Consider the following 20,806-nt stretch of genomic DNA (forward strand, 5'->3'; position numbering starts at 1 on the left):
AGCTCTTACGGCATCGGCTGGATGCTCCGATGTTAAGTTCAATAGAGTTGATCGCGCGCCCTGGTGCATGAACATGCGCCGGGGTCGCGTGCGTTAAAGTTATATTTCTAAGTCATATGCGTATTTTATACCAATTCTATATTGTATTATTTTTGCGTTTTAATTGCATTCTTCTCTTGCGTCATCGCTGCTTCCGAATTTGAATGTGATTCAAACAAGAACAAGAAAATTGAATCTCCTGAATGAGAGCGGAGCAGAAGCATGTCCCCTTTCCGATCCAGATGGACCGCGCGGGTGATGGCCGCGGCCGTGGCTTTCGCCGCGGCGTCGCCGGCGCTTGCCGCTGACGACATCAAGGCGGCTTTCATCTATGTGGGTCCGCGTGCCGACAACGGCTGGACCTTCCGTCACGACGAGGCCCGCAAGTGCCTCGAAAAGGAGGGCATTCCCACCTCCTATGTGGAGTCCATCACCGAGGGGCCGGACGTGGCCCGCGTGGAGCGCGACTTCATCTCCCAGGGCTACAATGTGATCTTCGCTACGGCGTTCGGTCACCAGCCCTTCACCCAGCAGGTGGCGAAGCAGAACCCCAACGTCCACTTCTTCGTCATCGGCCCCGGCATCGCGCCGGCGCCGAATATCCAGACCTATTACGGCAAGCTCTGGGATGGTCGCTATCTCACCGGCATCGTCGCCGGCAAGATGACCAAGACCAACAAGATCGGCTTCGTCGCCGCGCATCCCAAGCCATCGGTGCTGGCCGGTATCAACGCCTTCACCCAGGGCGTGAAGTCGGTCAATCCGAAGGCCGAGGTCAATGTGGTGTGGACCCTCTCCTGGTTCGATCCGCCGGCCGAGAAGCAGGCCGCCGTGGCGCTGGTCGAGGCGGGCAACGACGTGATCGCCCAGCACCAGGACACCGGCTCGGCCGCCCAGGGCGCCACCGAGAAGGGCGCCTTCGCCATCGGTTCCGAGGCGGACCTGTCCGGCATCGCCGGCGAGAAGGTGCTCACCGGCACCATGTGGGACTGGTGCGATTACTACAAGAAGGCCATCGCCAGCGTGAAGGACGGCACCTTCAAGGCCGGTGACTATTTCGGCGGTCTCGATGACAAGATCATCAGCCTCGCGCCCATGAGCCCGCTGGTGCCCGCCGATGTTGCCAAGCTGGTGGCTGAGAAGAAGCAGGCCATCATCGACGGCAAGCTCGACTATTGGAAGGGCCCCATCAAGTCCAACGACGGCAGGGTGGTCGTGCCCGAAGGCCAGACCATGGGCCTCACCGATGTCCAGAAGACCAACTGGCTCATCGAAGGCGTCAACGGCACCGTGGGCAAGAAATGAGCTCGCTCTCCCGACACGACCCGTCCGGCGCGCCAGCGCCGGGCGGAGGCCCGGTGCCGCTCCTGGCGGTGGAGGATGTCTCCAAATCGTTCGGCGACGTGCACGCCAATACCGATGTGAGCTTCCTGGTGCCGGCCGGTTCCGTGGTGGCGCTGCTGGGCGAGAACGGGGCCGGCAAATCCACCATCATGAATGCCGTGTGCGGCCTCTACCTGCCGGAAAAAGGGCGCATCCGCATCGATGGCGCGGTGGTGGAGGCGGGCTCGCCGGCGGCGGCGCGCGCGGCCGGCATCGGCATGGTGCACCAGCAGTTCAAGCTGGTGGAAACCCTCACCGCTTATGAGAATATTTCGCTCGCCACCGGCCATGGCCGCTTCCTCCAGCCATCGGCGCCGGACGAGAAGCTGCGGGCGCTGATGGCCGAGGTCGGCTTCCAGGTGGATCTGTCCGCCCCGGTATGGAGCCTGTCGCTGGCGGCGCGCCAGCAGCTCGAAATCCTGCGGGTGCTGGCCCAGGGCGCGCGGCTCCTCATCCTCGACGAGCCCACCTCGGTGCTGTCCCCGGTGGAGACCGAGCAATTGTTCACCATCGTCCGGCGCATCGCCGCTTCGGGGCGTTCGGTGATCCTGATTTCCCACAAGCTGGCCGAGATCCGCGACGTCGCCGACCGCATCGTGGTGATGCGCGGCGGCCGGGTGGTGTTCTCCGGCGAGAACAAGGGCCTGTCCGCCGACGACATCGCCGAGCTGATCATCGGCAAGCGCGCGCTGCGCGCCGGGGTGCGGCCGCAGGCGCCGCGCGGCACGCGCCAGCTCTCGGTGCACAACGTCTCCATCCGCGGCCGCGATGGCGCGCCGCTGGTGCAGCAGGTGAGCTTCGACGTGCACGGCGGCGAGCTGGTGGTGGTGCTGGGGGTGACCGGCAACGGCCAGTCGGAACTCCTCGACGCCATCGGCGGCCTGATGGCGCCGAGCGAGGGGGCCATCACCGCGCCGCGAACCGGCCGGCGGCGGGCGTTCGCCTTCATTCCCGCACGTCACCTCGGCATCGGCCTCGCGCCCGGGCTCAGCCTCGAGGACAACGCGCTGCTCGGGCCCCACCGCTCGGAGCGCTTCGGCGCCTGGCTGCCGCGCAAGGCCGTGCGGGCCCATGCCAAGGCCGTGCTGGAGACCTTTCAGGTGAAGGCGCGGGCGCAATCGGCCACCCGGCGGCTCTCCGGCGGCAATCTGCAGCGGGTGGTGCTGGGCCGCGAACTGTCCAGCTCGCCGCCGCTGATCGTCGCCAGCTATCCCACCCGCGGGCTCGACATCGCATCCGCCGCGCAGATCCGCGAGGCGCTGGTGGTCAAGGCTTCGGCCGGCGCCGCGGTGCTCATGGCGAGCGAGGAGCTGGACGAATCCCTGGAGATCGCCACCCGCATCCTGGTCATGAGCTCCGGCCGCATCGTCGGCGACCTCACCCCGGATGCCTTCGACATGGATGTGATCGGCCGCATGATGACGGCGGCGCAGGAGTCATAGATGTCCCTACGTCTTCGGTTCGAACCCCGGCTGAGGTCGGTGGGGGCGGGGGAGATCGCCCTGCGCATCGCCTTTGGCGTGGTGCTGGCGCTGGCCGCCGGCGGCTTGGTCATCGCCATGAGCGGGCATGATCCCGTCACCGCCTACCAGGCGCTGTTCCGCGGCGGTTTCGGCTCGCGCATGGCGTTCGAGGGCACCCTCAACAAGGCGGTGCCCATCGGCCTGTGCGCGCTCGGCATCGCGCTCGCCTCCCGCGCCCAGCTCACCAATATCGGCGGCGAGGGCCAATTCTATTTCGGCGCCTTCACCGCCACCGCCATTGGTCTCGCGCTGCCGGAGGCGACGCCGGGCTGGATCGCCATTCCCGCCGTGCTCATTGCCGGCATCATCGGCGGCGGGTTCTGGGCGCTGATCGCGGCGGTGCCAAAGGCGCTGTTCGGCGTCAGCGAGATCCTCTCCACCTTGATGCTCAACTACATCTGCATGCTGTGGGTGGGCTATCTGGTGCGCGGGCCGTGGGCCGACCCCATGGCCTATTCCTTCCCCTATTCGCCGCCCATCATCGACAATGCGCAGATGATGCCGCTGTTCGGCTCAGTGCATGGCGGGCTGTTCCTGCTGCTCGCCGCCACCCTCGGCCTGGCGCTGGTGGATCGGGGCTCGCGCTGGGGCTACGAGCTGCGGGTTTCGGGCGATGCGCCGGAAGCAGCACGCTATGGCGGCATCAGCGCCACGGCCGTCGTCATCTCCGCGCTGTGCTTCTCCGGCGCCATGGCGGGTCTGGCCGGGGCGGTGGAACTTTCCACCACCGGGCGGCTGCAGCTTGGCCTCTCCCCGGGCTACGGCTTCATGGGCATTCTGGTGGCGTGGCTGGCGGGCGGCCGGGCGGTGCCCATCCTCATCGTCTCCATCTTCTATGCCGGCCTGCTCAATGGCGGATTCTCGCTGCAGGTCTCGCGGGTGCCCTCATCCATCAGCACCATCCTGCAGGCGCTGATCCTCATCTTCGTGCTGGCGGCGGTGACGTTGTCCCAATACCGGCTGCGCATCTATCGCTCGGAGGCCCACTCATGAGCATCGAGCTTCTGCTGGCGGCGGCCCTGGTCTCCGCCACCCCCATCCTCTATGCGGCCCTGGGCCAGTTGCTCATCGAGAAGGCCGGGGTGCTCAACCTCAGCATCGAGGGCGCCATGCTGGTGGGGGCGGTGAGCGGCTTCGTCGTGACCTCCGTGTCCGGCTCCATGGTGATCGGCCTCATCGGGGCGGTGCTGGCGGGGGGCGCTTTCAATGCCGCCTTCGCCTTTTGTGTGGTCACCCTGCGCCTCAACCAGGTGGTGACGGGGCTGGCCTTCTCCATTCTCGGCGCCGGCCTCTCTGCCTTCATCGGCCAGGCCTTCGTGGGCAAGGCGCTGGCGGCGCAGATGCCGGACCTGCAGATTCCCCTGCTGGCGGATCTGCCGTTCCTCGGCCCGGTGATCTTCAAGCAGGATCCCTTGGTGCTGCTCGCCTTCGTGCTGGTGGGGGTGATTGCGCTGTTCCTGTCGCGCACCCGGCCAGGCCTGCTGCTGCGGACCCTGGGCGAGAGCCCGCAGACCCTCGATGCCCTCGGCATTCCGGTGATCGGCCTGCGCTATCTCTATTCCATCCTCGGCGGCGGGCTGATCGCGTTGGGCGGGGCCTATCTCTCGGTGGTGGATACGCCCACCTGGGTGGAGAACATGACGGCGGGCCGTGGCTGGATCGCGTTGGCGGTGGTGATCTTCGCCTCGTGGCGGCCGGGCTGGGTGATGGTGGGCTCGGTGCTGTTCGGCCTGGTGGATGCCTATCGCTTCCGCGCCCAGGCCAGCGGCCAGGCCTTCATCGATCCCCACTTCCTGAACATGCTGCCCTATGTGGCGACCCTGGTGGTGCTGATCGCCATGTCGCGGCCGGGCCTGAAGGCGCGGCTGCGGCCGCCGGCGGCGCTGGGCCTGCCCTATGATCGCGAGCGGCGCTGAGCGATCCCGTCAGCGCCGCTTGGCTTCCAGGAAACGGCGGAAGGCATCGAGGGTGGTTTCCGAGACGTAGTGCTCCATGCCCTCCGCGTCCGCTTCCGCGGCTTCCTCGGGCACCCCCACGGCCATCAGGAAGTCCACCACCAGGCGATGGCGGGCGCGCACCCGGTCCGCCATCGCCGCCCCCGCCTCGGTGAGGAAGACGCCGCGATAGGGGCGGGAGGTCACCAGGCCTTCGCGCTTGAGACGGGCGATGGCCTTGGTGGCGGTGGGATGGGTGACCCCGAGCCGCCGGGCGATGTCGGTGACGCGGGCTTCGCCATGCTCGTGGATCAGGTCGGAGATCAGCTCCGTATAATCCTCGAGGATCTCGGCCGAGCGGGCCGAGCGGGTCCGCGCGAAGCGCAGCACTTCGTCACTCTCATCGAGTGGTGCGGCATCGGCCGGGACGCTGGCTTTCGGCGTGGCTGTCAATGCGTCTTCCCGTTCACGGGTGGAACCGGCGCGTTCACGCGATCCGCGGCCGCCGCACCAGAGGAGCCGCATCCCTTACCAAGCCAGGGCCATCATGATCAAGGCGCGGGGCCGCCGCCGCGCGGCGGAGCCGGTTTTGTGAAAAGGCTATTGCACTTAATGTAGCCATGGCTACATTATTCAGAGGCTGCAACACAGCAGGCCCATCCCAACCGCCTCAATACCGGCTGCCCCATGTCCGTGATGCCCAGTCTCGAGCCTGCCCCCACGCCTTCGGTGAGCGATCGCACCAGCGCGGCCATTCAAGATGTTCTGGCGGGGCGGCGCCGCGGACCGCGGGCCGCCTTTCTGTTCGCCGGGCCGGCGGTGATCGCCTCGATCGCCTATATGGATCCCGGCAATTTCGCCACCAACATTCAGGCCGGCGCTCATTACGGGTACACGCTGCTGTGGGTGGTGGTGCTGGCGAACCTGATCGCCATGCTGTTCCAGGCGCTGTCGGCGAAGCTCGGCATCGTCACCGGGCGCAATCTGGCGGAGCTGTGCCGGGAACAGGCGCCCCGCCCGCTGGTGGGGGTGATGTGGGTGGTGAGCGAGATCGCCGCCATGGCCACCGATCTCGCCGAATTCCTGGGCGGCGCCATCGGCCTGTCACTGCTGTTCGGCCTGCCGCTGCTGGCGGGCATGGGCGTCACCGCGGTCATCACCTACGGCATCCTGCTGTTCGATCGCCAGGGGTTCCGCCCCATGGAGCTGATCATCGGCGCCCTGGTGGCGGTGATCGGCCTTTGCTACCTCATCGAGATGTTCGTGGCGCCGGTGGATTGGGCCGCCGTGGCGGTGCATGCGGTGTGGCCGCAGATGCCGGATTCCACCGCGCTGCTGATCTCGGTGGGCATCATCGGCGCCACCGTGATGCCGCATGCGCTGTTCCTGCATTCCGGCCTGACGCAGAACCGCGCCACGCCGCAGGATGCGGCGCAGCGCCGGATGCTGCTGCGCTTCTCCAATCGCGAGGTGGTGCTGGCGCTGGCGGTGGCGGGGCTCGTCAACATGGCCATGGTGATCATGGCGGCCAGTGCCTTCCATCTGGGGCATAGCGAGGTGGCGGAGATCGCCACCGCCTATCACACGCTGACGCCGCTGCTGGGCGCGGCGGCGGCGGGGCTGTTCCTGGTGTCACTGATCGCGTCGGGCATCTCCAGCTCGGTGGTGGGCACCATGGCTGGCCAGCTGATCATGCAGGGCTTCGTCGGTTTCCGCATTCCGCTGCTGCTGCGCCGCCTCATCACCATGGTGCCGGCCTTCGTGGTGGTGGCCATGGGGGTCGACACCACCTACGCGCTGGTGCTGAGCCAGGTGGTGCTGTCCATTGCCCTGCCGGTGCCGATGATCGCTCTGGTGGTGTTCACGGCGCGGCGCGACATCATGGGTGAGTTCGTGAATTCCCCGCTGGTGAGCGTGCTGGCCGTGGTTGGCAGCGTCCTGGTTCTGGGGCTGAACGGCGTGCTGCTCGCCGATGCCTTCGGGCTGCCCATTCCGGGCCTCGGGTCGTAGCCACGGCTAGGGCTGCCGGGTGCCCCGCTCGGTGGTGGCCAGGTGGCGGTGCAGCGTCGAGCGGTGAATTCCGAGCCGCCGCGCTGCTTCGGAAATATTGCCGTTGGCGGTGGCGAGTGCGGTCTGGATGGCGGCACGGGTGATGGTGTCGAGATCGCCGCGCGGGTTCGACACGGTGCTTTCGGTGGTGTCGGCGGCCGGTATGGCGCGGATATCGGCCGGCAAGGCGTCTACGTCCAGCTCGCTGCCGGGCTCGGCCAGCGCATGCAGCACCTTCAGCGTGCCCACGAACTGCCGGAAGTTGCCGGGCCAGGCATGCCGGGCGAGGCGGTCGACGCACGCCGCCGACAGGCGGGGGGCCTCGGGCCCATCGGCCAGGGTCGCCCAGAAGGCGCGCACCATGGCGTCGCGATCGGGCAGGCTGCGCAGAGCCGGCAGGGCCACGGTATATTGGGCGATGCGGAAATAGAGGTCGGCCCGGAACGCCCCACTCTCCACCAATTGCTTGAGATCCCGGTGGGAGGCGCAGAGCAGGCTGAAGTCCACCGGCACCGCGCGACCGCCGCCGAGCGGCATCACCTCGCGATCCTGCAGTACCCGCAGCAGGCGCGTCTGCAGCGACAAGGGCATGTCGCCGATCTCGTCGAGGAACAGCACGCCGCCGTCGGCCTCCCGCAGCAGGCCCTTGAAGCCAGCCCGGCGTGCACCCGTGAACGCGCCTTCCTCATAGCCGAACAGCTCCGACTCGATGAGGCCCTCGGGCAAGGCGGCGCAATTGATGGCGGCGAACGGCCGGGCGGCCCGGCTGGACCGGGCGTGCACCTGGCGGCTGAAGACCTCCTTGCCGGTGCCGGTCTCACCCTGCACCAGCACCGGAACGCCGGCTTCCAGCAGCCGGACGGCGCGGCGCAGCGCCTCGGTGGTTGCGGGGTCGAAATGGGGGAGGGAGGAGGCAGCCTCCGGTCCCCGCCGATCGGTGGAGGGGCGCGCGCCGGCAGGGGAGCTGCTGCGCTGCGGTGCGCGCTCGACGCCGCCCGTGCTGCCGCTGATTGTCTCCTCGCGGGCCTGCGGCGAGGAGGCGGGTGCGCCTGCGGCGGGCCGGTCAGTGTCCCTGGCGGCTGCGGCGTGACGCATCTTGCGGTCGAACCGCAGGTGTAGCTGGGCACCATTGGCGGCGCGCACCCGCCGCTCCTCACCGTCGCGGCCGAGACTGCCGTCGAACAACTCGCTGTAGCGTCGCCGTTTCAGCGCATCCCAATCGAGGCCGAGCTGGGCGAGGCCGGTGCGGTTGGCGGCCACCAGCCGATACTCCTCGAACACCAGGATGCCTTCATGGCTGGTACCCAGGAAGCTCGGGTCTCCATGGAAGCGGACCACGTTGCAATCGGGAAAGGCGCCGTCGAACAGCCGGTGCTCCACCTGGTTCACCGCCAGCTGCACCAGGCCCATGGCATGGAGCTGCGGCACCGTGGCCGGGCCGGACAGGTCCAGGAGGCCGAGCACGTCGCCATAGGGATCGAGGATGGGCACGGCGGCGCAGCTGAGGAAGCCGTGGGCCTCGGCATAATGTTCCGCGCCGCGCACCTCCAGGGGGCGGCGCTCCTCCAGAGCCGTGCCGATGGCATTGGTGCCCAGCGCCGCTTCGCTCCAGTTGACGCCGGGCTTGAGCGCCACCTGGGCGGCGCGGTCGGCGAAATCGGCGCTGCCCACCGTGTCGAGCACCAGCCCGGTGGGATCGGTGAGGATGACGATGGAGCCGGTCACGTTGGCATTGGCGTGCAGCGCCTCCAGCTCCGGCCGGCAGCGGCGCCAGAGCGCCTCGGTCTTGTCGCGCCGCTGGCGCAGCTCACCGGAGGTCAGAGGCTCGGCGGCCACACCTCCGCCTGTCGGCAGGCCGCGCGCGGCGCAGCGGGTCCAAGAGCGCAGGATCGGCGGCGCCACGTCGTCGCAGACCGTTTCGCCCGAGAAAAAGCGCTGCCGCGCCTGCTCCAGCGCCTGTGGCGACAGCAGATGGGCGGTGGGCGACGGGATGATCTGCGGCATCGGCACCCTCGGCTTGATTTCGCTCCCGCGCGACAGGTGTCGCATCTTGCAACAGGTGTCGCAGGTTCTTGTTCTTCTCGGCGACAGTTTCGCACGACAGTTTGCCCGTCGTCCAGCAGCGGCGCCGCCGCGCGCGCGAAGTCTTGATTTCCTCTTGTTTTCATCTGCCGTGAAACAAGCACTTACCGCACTGCAAAAGCGAAAGATCCATGGCCGGGCACCGGTTGGCACGAGGGCTGCGATGGGGACCCCGACCCATCACGGGAGGAAACCATGAACAAGCCTGAACTGCTCGCCGCCCAGAATGCCTCGCCCTTCAAGGCCCGCTACGGCAATTTCATCGGCGGCACCTTCGTGGAGCCGGTGAACGGCCGCTATTTCGAGAACATCTCGCCCATCAACGGCAAGGTCATCTGCGAGGTCGCCCGCTCCGACGAACAGGATATCGAGAAGGCGCTCGACGCCGCCCATGCCGCCAAGGACGCCTGGGGCCGCACCCCGGCCGCCGAGCGTGCCCTGGTGCTGCTGCGCATCGCCGATCGCCTGGAGGAGAACCTCGACCTTCTGGCCCTCGCCGAAACCTGGGACAACGGCAAGCCGATCCGCGAGACCACCGCGGCCGACATTCCGCTGGCCATCGACCACTTCCGCTATTTCGCCGCCTGCGTGCGGTCCCAGGAAGGCGCCCTCTCCGAGATCGACCACGACACCATAGCCTATCACTTCCACGAGCCCCTCGGCGTGGTGGGCCAGATCATTCCCTGGAACTTCCCCATCCTGATGGGCGCCTGGAAGCTCGCTCCGGCCATCGCCGCCGGCAATTGCGTGGTGCTGAAGCCGGCCGAGCAGACCCCGGCCTCCATGCTGCTGCTGGCCGAACTCATCGCCGACATTCTGCCCCCCGGTGTGCTCAACGTCGTCAATGGTTTTGGCCTGGAGGCGGGCAAGCCGCTGGCGTCGTCCAAGCGCATCGCCAAGATCGCCTTCACCGGCGAGACCGGCACCGGCCGCCTCATCATGGGCTATGCCAGCCAGAACCTCATTCCGGTGACCCTAGAACTGGGCGGCAAGTCCCCCAACATCTTCTTCTCCGACGTGGCGGCGGAGGATGACGACTTCTTCGATAAGGCCATTGAGGGCTTCGTGATGTTCGCCCTCAATCAGGGCGAAGTGTGCACCTGCCCGAGCCGCGCGCTGGTGCAGGAGAGCGTCTACGACCGCTTCATGGAGAAGGCGCTGGCCCGGGTCGCCGCCATCAAGCAGGGCTCGCCGCTCGATCCCGCAACCATGATCGGCGCCCAGGCCTCCAGCGAGCAGATGCACAAGATCCTGAGCTATATCGACATCGGCAAGGCGGAAGGGGCCAAGGTGCTGGCCGGCGGCGAGCGCAACACCCTCGATGGCGATCTCGCCGACGGCTTCTATGTGAAGCCCACCGTGTTCCTCGGCAACAATTCCATGCGCATCTTCCAGGAGGAGATCTTCGGCCCGGTGGTGTCGGTGACCACCTTCAAGGACGAGGCGGAAGCGCTCCACATCGCCAACGACACCCTGTTCGGCCTCGGCGCCGGCGTGTGGACCCGCGACGGCTCGCGGGCCTACCGCTTCGGCCGCGCCATCCAGGCCGGCCGGGTGTGGACCAATTGCTACCATGCCTATCCGGCCCATGCGGCCTTCGGTGGCTACAAGCAATCCGGCATCGGCCGCGAGACCCACAAGATGATGCTCGACCATTATCAGCAGACCAAGAATCTGTTGGTGAGCTACAGCCCCAAGAAGCTCGGCTTCTTCTGATCGGGGCTTGAACCGGCCATGGCCGGCGGCGGGGCGGGGATGCCCGGCATCCTCAACTCATTCCGCTCCGCCGCCGGGAACCGCGCCGGGCCCGGCATCGTTTCAGCGCTGGACGCCTCCAGCCTGAGGCAAGCCCGGTCGCGGAGAACAGACCAGGTGCAACATTCAGGGAGGATACGACGGCCATGTCACAGGCCGGAAGCCAGTTTCCCCCTGGCTTCCGGTGGCCGTTGTCCCCACCACATTCCATGCCGTGCCAGCCTGCGGCGCCCGGAGCCCCGAAAGCGGTCCGTGGCGCACCCCTCCTGCGCCAGCCTGCGGCATCTGTCCCCCAATTGGCATTGGTCCACCCGCCCCGCGCCGCGGTGCCGCTGCATCGGCCGCCGGGCAGATCGAAAGGGAGCAGCATGACAAAGACCATGAAGGCCGCCGTCGCCCACGCCTTCGGCCAGCCCCTGTCCATCGAGGAGGTACCGGTGCCGACGCCCGGTCCCGGCCAGATCCTGGTGAAGATCGCCGCCTCCGGCGTCTGCCACACCGACCTGCACGCAGTCGAAGGGGACTGGCCGGTGAAGCCGAAGCCTCCCTTCATTCCTGGCCATGAGGGCGTGGGCTACGTGGCCGGCGTCGGCGCCGGCGTGCGGCATGTCAGGGAGGGCGACCGGGTCGGCGTGCCGTGGCTCTACACCGCCTGCGGTCATTGCAAACATTGCCTCGGCGGCTGGGAGACCCTGTGCGAGGAGCAGCAGAACACCGGCTATTCCGTGAATGGCGGCTTCGCCGAATATGTGGTGGCGGACCCCAATTTCGTCGGTCACCTGCCGGCCAATGTCTCCTTCACCGAAATCGCGCCGATCCTGTGCGCGGGCGTGACCGTCTATAAGGGGCTGAAGGTGACCGATACCAAGCCTGACGACTGGGTGGTGATCTCCGGCATCGGCGGGCTCGGGCATCTGGCCGTGCAATATGCCAAGGCCATGGGCCTCAACGTGATCGCCGTGGACATCGACGACGCCAAGCTCGATCTGGCAAAGCGGCTCGGCGCCGCGCTCACCGTCAATGCCCGCTCTGCCGATCCGGTGGCGTTCGTGAAGAAGGAAGTGGGCGGGGCCCAGGGGGTGCTCGTCACCGCCGTCTCGCCCAAGGCCTTCGAGCAGGCGCTGGGCATGGTGGGGCGTGGCGGCACGGTGGCCCTCAACGGCCTGCCGCCCGGCGACTTCCCGCTCTCCATCTTCGACACGGTGCTGAACGGCATCACCGTGCGCGGCTCCATCGTCGGCACCCGGCTGGACCTGCAGGAGGCCCTGAACTTCGCCGGCGAGGGCAAGGTGAAGGCCACCATCGAGACCGAGCGCCTGGAGGACATCAACGCCATCTTCGCCCGCATGCACAAGGGCGACATCCAGGGCCGCATCGTCCTCGATTTCGAGGGCTGAGAGGGCCCGTGCCTCTCCGGGGCGGGGCGTCTGCGACGACCTCGCCTCGGGGGGCGCGTTTGCCTTATTTTTGATCAGCGGTGCACAGGGGCAGATTTCCGCCCGAAAACTGGCCTCGGCCTTGCTCTGACCTCTCCCGGCTTTGGTTCATGGAGAGTTTGCAATGTCGGACGATGCCCTGCACCCCGTCGTCGTAGCGAAGAAGACCATCGAGGCCGACAATATGGTCTCGTTCGAGCTGGTGGATCCGGCGGGCGCCGAACTGCCGGCATTCTCCCCCGGCTCGCATATCGATGTGACCCTGCCCAGCGGCATGGTGCGCCAATATTCGCTGTTCAACAGCGCCCATGAGCGCAACCATTATCTCATCGGCGTGTGGAAGGATGCCAACAGCCGCGGCGGCTCGGTGGCCCTCTACCAGGATGTGCAGGTGGGCGACACGCTTCAGGTGAGCACGCCGCGCAACCGCTTCGAGGTGCCGGAAACCACCACCCGCGCCCTGCTGCTGGCCCGCGGCATCGGTGTCACTCCGATCCTCTCCATTGCCGATCATCTGAAGGCCCGGGGCATTCCCTTCGAGCTGCACTATCTGTTCGCCGGCGGCTCGCCGGGTTCGTTCAAGGGGATGATCGAAGCGTCGGCCTTCGCCGGAGACACCACCTTCTACCTGGAAGGGGCGCAGCCGCCGTTCAATCCCGCCACCATCCTCGCCGACCGACCGGCCGATACCGAGCTGTTCATCTGCGGTGTCGACTGGTGGATGGAACCCATCGTCAAGACCGCCCAGCAGAAGGGCATCGACCCCGCCCTGATCCATATGGAGCGGTTCGGCGGCAAGGCGCCGGCGCCGCTCTTGGACAAGGTGTTCGAGGTCAAGATCGCCTCCACTGGAAAGACCTACAAGATCCCCGGCGACAAGTCGGTGTCGGGAGCGCTGGAGGAGCGGGGCGTCAAGATCCGCACCTCCTGCGAGCAGGGCGCCTGCGGCACCTGCAAGGTGAAGGTGCTGGAGGGCGAGGTGGACCACCGCGACAAGCGCCTCTCCACCGCCGAGAAGGAAGAGGGCTGGATGCTGGCCTGCGTGTCGCGTGGCAAAGGCGACCTGCTGGTGTTGGACTTGTGACACGTCCCGCCAAGGCCGGGGGATGTCCCTCAGCGAGGGTCTTTAAATACCTTTGATGGCGGGCCGGCATTGCCGAAAAGGCGCGCGCGGCCCGCAGAAAATTTAGGCACTGGCGCGGCGCCCTCGGGCGCCGCCGCACGAGCCGCAGGATCGGGAGCATGGTCATGCCGAGCGACGTGGAGCTGTGGCGCACCGCCTGGGTCATCGCCGAGCAATATGGCTCCGAGGGAGTCGATTTCGCCGCGGAGATGGCCCAGAGCTTCGAGAGCGGGGGCAAGACCTTCGAGCAGGGGGTGTGGCTCGCCATCATGTATAAGGTGGAGGAGATCACCGCCGGCGAGGGGCGCGCCCTGCAATAGCCGGGCGGGGCTTTGCTCCGCGCGGATCGGCCTTGGGTGTCAGCGGGCAGGCATCGCCATCAGGCCGAGCAGGCCCTTGAGCAGCGCCGTGGGCGTCGGCGGGCAGCCGGGAATGCTGAGGTCCACCGGCAGCACCGCTTGCACGCCGCCCATCACCGCGTAGCTGCCGGCGAACAGGCCGCCGTTGAGGGCGCAATCTCCCGCCGCCACCACCCATTTGGGCGCGGGGGTGGCGTCATAGGTGCGCTTCAACGCTTCCCCCATGTTGCGCGTGACCGGCCCGGTCACCAGCAGCACGTCCGCATGGCGCGGCGAGGCCACGAACTTCAGCCCGAACCGGTCGATGTCGTAGAAGGCGTTGGAAAGCGCGTGGATTTCCAGCTCGCAGCCGTTGCAGGAGCCGGCATCCACCTCGCGGATGGAGAGGCTGCGCCCGAGGGTGGCTTCCGCCGCCACGCCCACCTCCCGCGCCAGCGCGGCGAGTTCCACCGCACCGGGGCCGGGCTCCGTGAGCGGCGATGAGGCGAGGCTCTTGAACAGCAGGGTCAGCATGCCGGCGCCTTACAGGTCCACGCCCGAGTAGGAGCAGTTGAAGGATTTGTTGCACAAGGGAAAATCCGCCACGATGTTGCCCTCGATGGCGGCTTCCAGCAACGGCCATTGGAACCAGGACGGATCGCGCAGGTGGGCGCGGGCCACCCGTCCCTCCCCGTCGAGGCACACCACCGCGAGCACGTCGCCGCGAAAGCCCTCCACCAGCGCCACCCCTTCGCCGCGGCCGGGTTCGACCCGGGCGGCTATCGGCCCATCGGGCAAGGTGTCGAGCAACTGGGTGATGAGGCCGAGGCTCTCCTCGATCTCGCGAATGCGGATCCAGATGCGGGCGTTCACATCGCCATCGGTGCGCACCGGTACGTCGAAGCGCAGCCGGTCATAGGGCGCATAGGGCAGGGCGCGGCGGGCATCGAAATCGCGGCCGCTGGCCCGTCCCACATAGCCGCCGGCGCCGAAGGTGGCGACGAGCGTCGCCTTGACGATGCCGGTGCCCACGGTGCGATCCTGGATGGACGGCGTCTCGTCATACAGCCGCACCAGCGCGGGGAAGGTGGCCGCGACGGTGGCCACCAGGGCGCGCAGGGCGGTGATGCCGTCCTCTGTGATGTCGCGGGCGACGCCGCCGGGCACGATGGCATCCATCATCAGGCGATGCCCGAAGGCGATGGCGCTCGCCCGCAGCACCCGCTCGCGCAGCGCGCCGCAATGGGCCAGCATGAGGGCGAAGGCGGCGTCGTTGCAGATGGCGCCCACGTCGCCGATGTGATTGGCGAGCCGCTCCAGCTCCGCCATCAGCGCTCGCAGCGCCGTCGCGCGTGCCGGCACGCTCACATCCAGCGCCGCCTCCACCGCACGGGCGAAAGCAAAGGCATACGCCACCGTGCTGTCGCCGGAGGTGCGGCCGGCGAGTTGGGCGGCCTTCGCCACGTCCGCGCCGGCCATCAGGCCCTCGATGCCCTTGTGGACGTAGCCGAGCCGCTCCTCGAGCCGCACCACGGTTTCCCCATGGCAGCTGAAGCGGAAATGGCCGGGCTCGATGATGCCCGCATGCACCGGCCCCACCGGGATCTGGTGCAGCGCCGCACCTTCGGCTGCAAGGAAGTCATAGGGTGGCTGCGGCTCCGCCGGGACGGTCCCGCCGAGCGGGGCTTGGACCGCCCAGCGGCCATGGTCCAGCCACGGCCGGCTGTCGGGGGCATGATCGGGGATGAGGCCGAACAGGTCCCTCACCGTGCGTTCCAGCCGCTGCGCGGGGGCATGCACCTGCCCCACCGAGGGGAAATGCCCGTCCGGGCAGAGGCAGGTGGCGATGCCGGCGGTGCCGCTCTGTGGCTCCAGTACCGCCATATGCACGGCGTCGTCGTCGCCCCACAGGCCGGCGAGGGTCAAGGTGCCCTGGGCGAGATGGGCTGCGAGGGCCGACCAGTCGCCGGGGGCAAGCACGGCGCGGGGCCAGGGGCGGCAGGCGGGCACCGGGGTGCCGCGGGCGAGAAGTTGGCTGAGGCTCTGCATGGCGCGCCCCTATCCCAGAAGCCCGGCCACGTGCTGGAACCACGCCACCAGCGGCGCCGGCAGGTAGATGCCGGCCATGAGCACGAGCGCGAGGTGGACCACCATGGGCAGGTAGGAGGCCTTCACCGGCGCGGTGCCCGGTGAAGGCGCGCCGAAGGCGATGGCGGAGAGCTTCAGCATCAGCGCGCCGAAGGCGATCAACAGCCCGACCACCAGCGGCAGGGCCAGCAGCATCAGCGGGAACGGCTGCTCGAACGTGGAGGTCACCAGCAGGAACTCGCTCATGAACACCCCGCCCGGCGGCAGGCCGGCGATGGCGAGGGTGCCGATGACCAGCGACCAGCCAAGCGCGGGATGGGAAGTGGTGAGGCCGCGGATCTCGGAGAGCTTCTGCGTGCCCTTCACCTGCGCCACATGGCCCACGGCGAAGAAGATGGCGGATTTGGTGAGCGAGTGCATCACCATGTGCAGCAGACCGGCGAAATTGGCGAGCGGCCCGCCGATGCCGAAGGCGAAGGCGATCAGCCCCATATGCTCGATGGAAGAGTAAGCGAACAGGCGCTTGATGTCCCGCCGCCGGTACAGCATCACCCCGGCGATCAGCAGCGAGGCGAGGCCCATGCTCATCAGCAGCGGCCCCGGCGCCAGTGCGGCGGGGTTGGCGGCGAGCAGCATCTTAAAGCGCAGCACCGCATAGAGCGCCACGTTGAGCAGCAGGCCCGACAGCACCGCCGAGATGGGGGTGGGCCCTTCCGCATGGGCGTCGGGCAGCCAGGCGTTGAGGGGGGAGAGCCCCACCTTGGTGCCATAGCCCAGCAGCAGGAACACAAAGGCGAGGTTGAGCAGGGCCGGATCGAACTGCGCCGCGCGGGTCACCAGCACGCTCCACACCATGCCGTCCTGGCCTTCGCCCACCACCGGCTGGGCCGCCATGTAGACGAGGATGGTGCCGAACAGAGCGAGGGCGATGCCCACCGAGCCGAGCATGAAGTATTTCCATGCCGCTTCAATGGCTTCCGGGGTGCGGTAGAGGCCGACCATGAGCACGGTGGAGAGAGTCGCCACCTCGATGGCCACCCACATGACGCCGAGATTGTTGGAGACCAGCGCCAGCGTCATGGCGAACAGCAGCACCTGATACATGGCGTGGTAGGCGCGCAGGTTCAGGCTGTTGAGCCGGCCGCTCTCCACCTCATGGGCGATATAGGTGGCGCTGAACACGGCGGTGGTGAAGGCGACGAAGCTGTTCAGCAGCACGAACACGCTGTTGAGGTCATCCACCAGCAGCAAGGCGCCGCTCTCGGGCCGGTGCACCACCAGCCCCACCGCCGCGCCGAAGCTGATGGCGCAGGCCAGAACGTTGATCCACGCCCCGGAACGATAGGCGGGCCACAGGGCCAGCAGCACGGCGGCGAGCGCCGGCGTCGCCAGAAGCACGGTCATGGCGGTCATGAGCGGCCTCCGCGGAAGCGGTCGAGGGCGTCCACGTCCACCGTGTCGAAGCGCTCGCGGATGTGGAACAGCACCACGCCGATGACGATGAAGGCGATAAGCACCGAGAAGGCCACCGAAATCTCCACCACCAGCGGCATGCCGCGGGCGCCGGTGGCGGCCAGGATCAGGCCGTTCTCCATGGACATGAAACCGATGATCTGGCTCACCGCGTTGCGGCGGGTCACCATCATCAGCAGGCCCAGCAGCACCACCGAGAGGGCGAAGGCCAGGTCCTCCCGCGCCAGCGGATCGGAGGTGGCGGTGACCGGCAGCATGATGACCAGCGACAGGCCGACGAGCCCGAGCCCGGCCAGCATGGTGGGGCCGGTGGCCACCGCCGTTTCCACCTGCCGGTGCAGGCCGAGCCGCGTCACCATGCGCTGCAGCGCCAGGGGAAGCGCGATGGCCTTGAAGATCAACGCGATGGCGGCGGTGACATAAAGATGCGGCGCATCATGGGCATAGGCCTGCCAGGCCACCGAGGCCGCCAGCGCCACCGCCTGCAGGGCGAACACCTTGATCAGCGCGGTGAGGCGGTCCTGATACAGCATCATCAGGCTGATCAGCACCATGGCGCCGGCCAGGAGATGGGCGATGTCGAAGACCAGATGGGGGGAAATGGGCAGGTCCATGGATCAGAGCCCCCGCGACACGAACAAGAGCAGGGTGCCGAGCAGCCCCAGCATCAGCGCCGCGCCGAGGAAGTCCGGCACCCGGAACACCCGCATCTTGGCGATGGAGGCCTCGAACGCGCCCAGCAGCGCCGCGCCGCAGACCAGCTTGGCGCCATAGGTCACGAAGCCAAGCGCGAAGGCGCCGGCACCGGCGCCCGCCGGGGCGAGGCCCCAGGGGGTGAAGACGCAGGCGATGAGGGAGATGTAGAGCAGCAGCTTCAGCTGCGCCGATAGCTCGATGAGGGCGAGGTGGCGGCCCGAATATTCCAGCACCATGGCCTCGTGCACCATGGTCAGCTCCAGGTGGGTGGAGGGATTGTCCACCGGGATGCGGGCATTCTCCGCCAGGGCCACGATCATCAGCGCGATCAGCGCCAAAGCGAGGGAGACCCGCAGGCCCACGCCCGCCAGCATCACCCCGGCCATGGTGGAGAGCTGGGTGGAGCCAGCCACCAGGGCCAGGGAGAACACGATCATGATCATGGCCGGTTCGGCCAGGGAGGAGATCATCATCTCCCGGCTCGCCCCGAGGCCGCCGAAGCTGGTACCGATGTCCATGCCGGCCAGCGCCAGGAAGAAACGGGCGCTGCCCAGCAAGGCGATGATGGCGATGAGGTCCGCCGACCAGGAGAACAGCAGCCCGGTGGCGAAGGTGGGCACCAGGGCCGCGGCGACCCAGGTGGCGGCGAAGATGAGGTAGGGGGCGGCGCGGAACAGCCAGGAGGCGCCCTCCGCCACCACCGCTTCCTTGCGCAGCAGCCGGGCGAGGTCGCGATAGGGCTGGACGATGCTGGCGCCGCGCTTGCGATAAAGCCGCGCTTTCACCTTGCGCACCAGGCCGGTGACCAGGGGGGCGAGGGCGAGCACCAGCAGCATCTGGCCGCCCTGGATGAGGAGGTGGTTGATCAGCGCCATATGGCCAGCACCAGAAGGAGCGCCACCAGCGTCGCGAAGACGATGCCGAGATATTGGCGAATAGTGAGATAGGGCAGGATGTTACTGCGCTCGGCCAGGGCCTCTACCGCCCGCGCCAGCGGGGTGAAGAGGAGGGCCCATGCGGGGTCGCGCTCGGTCAGCCGGATGCGGGCGGGGGCGCTGTCGCCGGGGGGCGGCATGGTCACCTCCTCGCGGGCGCTGAACAGGGTGCGGGCGAACACCCGCCGCAGGGGCTGGCCGAAGCTGGAAGCGGAATACTGGGTGACGGGATCGGCGTTGGGAAAGCCGCAGTCCCACGCCGGCGCGCGGCGCAGCGCGCGGGAGGCGAAGCGGTGGATGACGAGGGCCATGAGGCCCGCCGAGAGCACCATGAACACGAAGACGAGGAGGCCGTTGTAGCTCGAGCGGCTCTCGCCCACCGGAATGATGGAGAGCCAGGCCACATCCGTCTGCACCGGCAGGCGGGCGCCCATGAGCGGACCCACCGCATTCTGCAGCGCGTCGAGCACCGGGCCGGGCAGGATGCCGGCGAGCACGCACAGGGTGGCGAGCCCCACCATGGCGCCGCGGGACCAGCGGTCCACCTCGACCGCCTGCGCGGCCTCTTCCGAGCGGGGGCGGCCCAGGAAGGCGATGCCGTAGAGCCGCACGAAGCAGGCGGCGGCCAGCGCCGCGGCGAGCGCCAGGAGGGCGCCCACCAGGGGCACCAGCAGCTTGAGGCCCCAGGGGGACAGTGCCGGGCTGAGCAGGATGGCCTGGAAGGTCAGCCATTCGGAGACGAAGCCGTTGAGCGGCGGCAGAGCGGAAATGGCGGCGGCGCCCACCAGCATCACCACGGCGGTGGTGGGCATGCGGTGGATGAGGCCGCCCAGCTTCTCCAGGTCGCGGGCGCCGGTGGCGTTGAGCACGGCGCCGGCGCCGAAGAACAGGAGGTTCTTGAACAGCGCGTGGTTGAGCACGTGGAACAGGCCGGCGGTAAGGGCCAGCGCCCCGGCGGCCATCAGGCCGTTGCCGCGGAATGCCAAGGCGAGGCCCAGGCCGATGAAGATGATGCCGATGTTCTCGATGGTGCTGAAGGCGAGCACCCTTTTCATGTCCGATTGCAGGAGCGCCTGCAGCACGCCGGCCACCGCGCTGATGCCGCCGATGGCCAGCACCGGAATGCCCCACCACCAAGCCGGCGGACCGGCAAGATCGAACACGATGCGGATGAAGCCATAGACCGCCACCTTGGTCATGACCCCGCTCATGAGGGCGGAGACGTGGCTGGGCGCGGCGGGATGGGCCAGCGGCAGCCATACATGCAGCGGCACCAGGCCGGCCTTGGAGCCGGCGCCGAGCAGCGCCAGGGCCAGCACCAGCGCGCCCACCAGCGGGCCGTGGGGGGCGTGGGTGAGGGTGGCGAACGTGAGATCGCCGCCGCCCGCCAGCAGCGCGAAGGCCAGCATCAGCGCCAGGGTGCCGAAGCTCGCCATGGCGATATAGACGAAGCCGGCCTTGAGGTTGTCGGCGGATTTGTCGTGGGCCACCACCAGCGCCCAGGAGGCCAGCGACATCAGCTCCCAGCCGAACAGGAAGCTGTAGGCATCGGCCGCCACCAGCACCAGGGACATGGCGCCGAGGAAGGCGGGGAAGAAGGGCAGCACCCGCTGCGGGGCATGCTCACGCCGGCCGTAGCCGATGCCGTAGAGGCTGGCGGCCGCGCCGCCCAGATTGATCACGCACAGGAAGAAGCCGGCGAGCGGATCGAGGCTGAAATGGGCCCCCATCCAGGGCACGCCCAGGGGCAGCACGAGGGTGGCCGGAGTGCCCAGCACCCCCTGGACACCGAACACAAAAGCCGTCGCGGAGATGAGCGCGCTGGCGCCATAGACGAGGGGCCGGCCGAGGGGCGTGCGGGCCAGCGGCACGGCCAGCGCTGCCAGTGCGAACAGGGCGAGGATGCTCACCAGTGTGCCCGGCAGTGGCGCGATCAGGGGCCCGCCCATGGC

17 protein-coding genes are annotated in these 20,806 nt (G+C 68.1%); 9 read left to right on the forward strand and 8 right to left on the reverse strand.

Features of this window, described 5'->3' with window-relative positions; all coding sequences use genetic code 11:
* Positions 1-261 precede the first annotated feature (261 nt).
* Genes ACU4E7_RS08450 through ACU4E7_RS08465 form a run of 4 tightly spaced genes read left to right on the forward strand, consistent with a single transcriptional unit; the run spans position 262 to position 4,861 of the window.
* Positions 262-1,344 (forward strand): BMP family ABC transporter substrate-binding protein, encoded by a 1,083-nt coding sequence (locus ACU4E7_RS08450; protein ID WP_238122183.1) that lies wholly within the window; start codon positions 262-264, stop codon positions 1,342-1,344.
* A complete protein-coding gene (locus tag ACU4E7_RS08455; RefSeq protein ID WP_447021247.1) occupies positions 1,341-2,864 on the forward strand; it encodes an ABC transporter ATP-binding protein in 1,524 nt (507 codons plus the stop codon). The genes ACU4E7_RS08450 and ACU4E7_RS08455 overlap by 4 nt, the downstream gene beginning before the upstream one ends.
* A complete protein-coding gene (locus ACU4E7_RS08460; protein ID WP_447021248.1) occupies positions 2,865-3,938 on the forward strand; it encodes an ABC transporter permease in 1,074 nt (357 codons plus the stop codon).
* On the forward strand, positions 3,935-4,861 hold the full coding sequence (locus tag ACU4E7_RS08465; protein ID WP_447021249.1) for an ABC transporter permease: 927 nt from the start codon (positions 3,935-3,937) through the stop codon (positions 4,859-4,861). Before ACU4E7_RS08460 ends, ACU4E7_RS08465 begins: the two co-directional genes overlap by 4 nt.
* 9 nt (positions 4,862-4,870) lie before the next feature.
* On the opposite strand, the gene mntR is transcribed toward ACU4E7_RS08465, so the two are convergent.
* The gene (gene mntR, locus ACU4E7_RS08470) at positions 4,871-5,332 is read right to left on the reverse strand and encodes a manganese-binding transcriptional regulator MntR (RefSeq protein WP_273546262.1); all 462 of its coding nucleotides are present in this window, start codon (positions 5,330-5,332) and stop codon (positions 4,871-4,873) included.
* Positions 5,333-5,566: 234 nt separating this feature from the next.
* On the opposite strand from mntR, the gene ACU4E7_RS08475 reads away from it, so the two are divergent.
* The gene (locus ACU4E7_RS08475) at positions 5,567-6,889 is read left to right on the forward strand and encodes an Nramp family divalent metal transporter (protein WP_238122179.1); all 1,323 of its coding nucleotides are present in this window, start codon (positions 5,567-5,569) and stop codon (positions 6,887-6,889) included.
* 6 nt (positions 6,890-6,895) lie between these two features.
* Here ACU4E7_RS08475 and ACU4E7_RS08480 read toward each other — a convergent pair whose 3' ends face one another.
* The gene (locus tag ACU4E7_RS08480) at positions 6,896-8,932 is read right to left on the reverse strand and encodes a sigma-54-dependent Fis family transcriptional regulator (protein ID WP_447021250.1); all 2,037 of its coding nucleotides are present in this window, start codon (positions 8,930-8,932) and stop codon (positions 6,896-6,898) included.
* A 273-nt stretch (positions 8,933-9,205) separates the two neighbouring features.
* Between ACU4E7_RS08480 and adh the strand changes: the two genes are divergently transcribed.
* The 4 genes from adh (at position 9,206) to ACU4E7_RS08500 (ending at position 13,644) form a co-directional block, all read left to right on the forward strand.
* Entirely contained in the window at positions 9,206-10,726 is a 1,521-nt protein-coding gene (gene adh, locus ACU4E7_RS08485) for an aldehyde dehydrogenase (protein WP_238122177.1), read from the forward strand.
* A gap of 407 nt (positions 10,727-11,133) precedes the next feature.
* Complete coding sequence (adhP, locus tag ACU4E7_RS08490) at positions 11,134-12,162, forward strand: alcohol dehydrogenase AdhP (protein ID WP_447021251.1); 1,029 nt, start codon at positions 11,134-11,136, stop codon at positions 12,160-12,162.
* Between the two features lie 163 nt (positions 12,163-12,325).
* Positions 12,326-13,285 (forward strand): PDR/VanB family oxidoreductase, encoded by a 960-nt coding sequence (locus tag ACU4E7_RS08495; protein ID WP_238122175.1) that lies wholly within the window; start codon positions 12,326-12,328, stop codon positions 13,283-13,285.
* A gap of 158 nt (positions 13,286-13,443) precedes the next feature.
* Positions 13,444-13,644, forward strand: coding sequence for a hypothetical protein (locus ACU4E7_RS08500; RefSeq protein WP_238122174.1), 201 nt, complete (start codon positions 13,444-13,446; stop codon positions 13,642-13,644).
* A gap of 39 nt (positions 13,645-13,683) precedes the next feature.
* Here ACU4E7_RS08500 and ACU4E7_RS08505 read toward each other — a convergent pair whose 3' ends face one another.
* The 6 genes from ACU4E7_RS08505 to hyfB are packed head-to-tail and all read right to left on the reverse strand — an operon-like array spanning position 13,684 to position 20,803.
* The gene (locus tag ACU4E7_RS08505) at positions 13,684-14,196 is read right to left on the reverse strand and encodes an NADH-quinone oxidoreductase subunit B family protein (protein ID WP_238122173.1); all 513 of its coding nucleotides are present in this window, start codon (positions 14,194-14,196) and stop codon (positions 13,684-13,686) included.
* Between the two features lie 9 nt (positions 14,197-14,205).
* Positions 14,206-15,711: a hydrogenase large subunit gene (locus tag ACU4E7_RS08510; protein WP_447021252.1), complete on the reverse strand. Its 1,506-nt coding sequence runs from the start codon at positions 15,709-15,711 to the stop codon at positions 14,206-14,208.
* A gap of 9 nt (positions 15,712-15,720) precedes the next feature.
* Entirely contained in the window at positions 15,721-17,163 is a 1,443-nt protein-coding gene (locus ACU4E7_RS08515; RefSeq protein WP_447021253.1) for a hydrogenase 4 subunit F, read from the reverse strand.
* Positions 17,160-17,837, reverse strand: coding sequence for a hydrogenase-4 component E (locus ACU4E7_RS08520; RefSeq protein ID WP_447021254.1), 678 nt, complete (start codon positions 17,835-17,837; stop codon positions 17,160-17,162). The genes ACU4E7_RS08515 and ACU4E7_RS08520 overlap by 4 nt, the downstream gene beginning before the upstream one ends.
* Positions 17,838-17,840: 3 nt before the next feature.
* A complete protein-coding gene (locus ACU4E7_RS08525) occupies positions 17,841-18,794 on the reverse strand; it encodes a respiratory chain complex I subunit 1 family protein (RefSeq protein WP_447021255.1) in 954 nt (317 codons plus the stop codon).
* A complete protein-coding gene (hyfB, locus tag ACU4E7_RS08530; protein WP_447021256.1) occupies positions 18,785-20,803 on the reverse strand; it encodes a hydrogenase 4 subunit B in 2,019 nt (672 codons plus the stop codon). The genes ACU4E7_RS08525 and hyfB overlap by 10 nt, the downstream gene beginning before the upstream one ends.
* Positions 20,804-20,806 lie beyond the last annotated feature (3 nt).

Source organism: Xanthobacter sp. ZOL 2024, assembly GCF_052932325.1.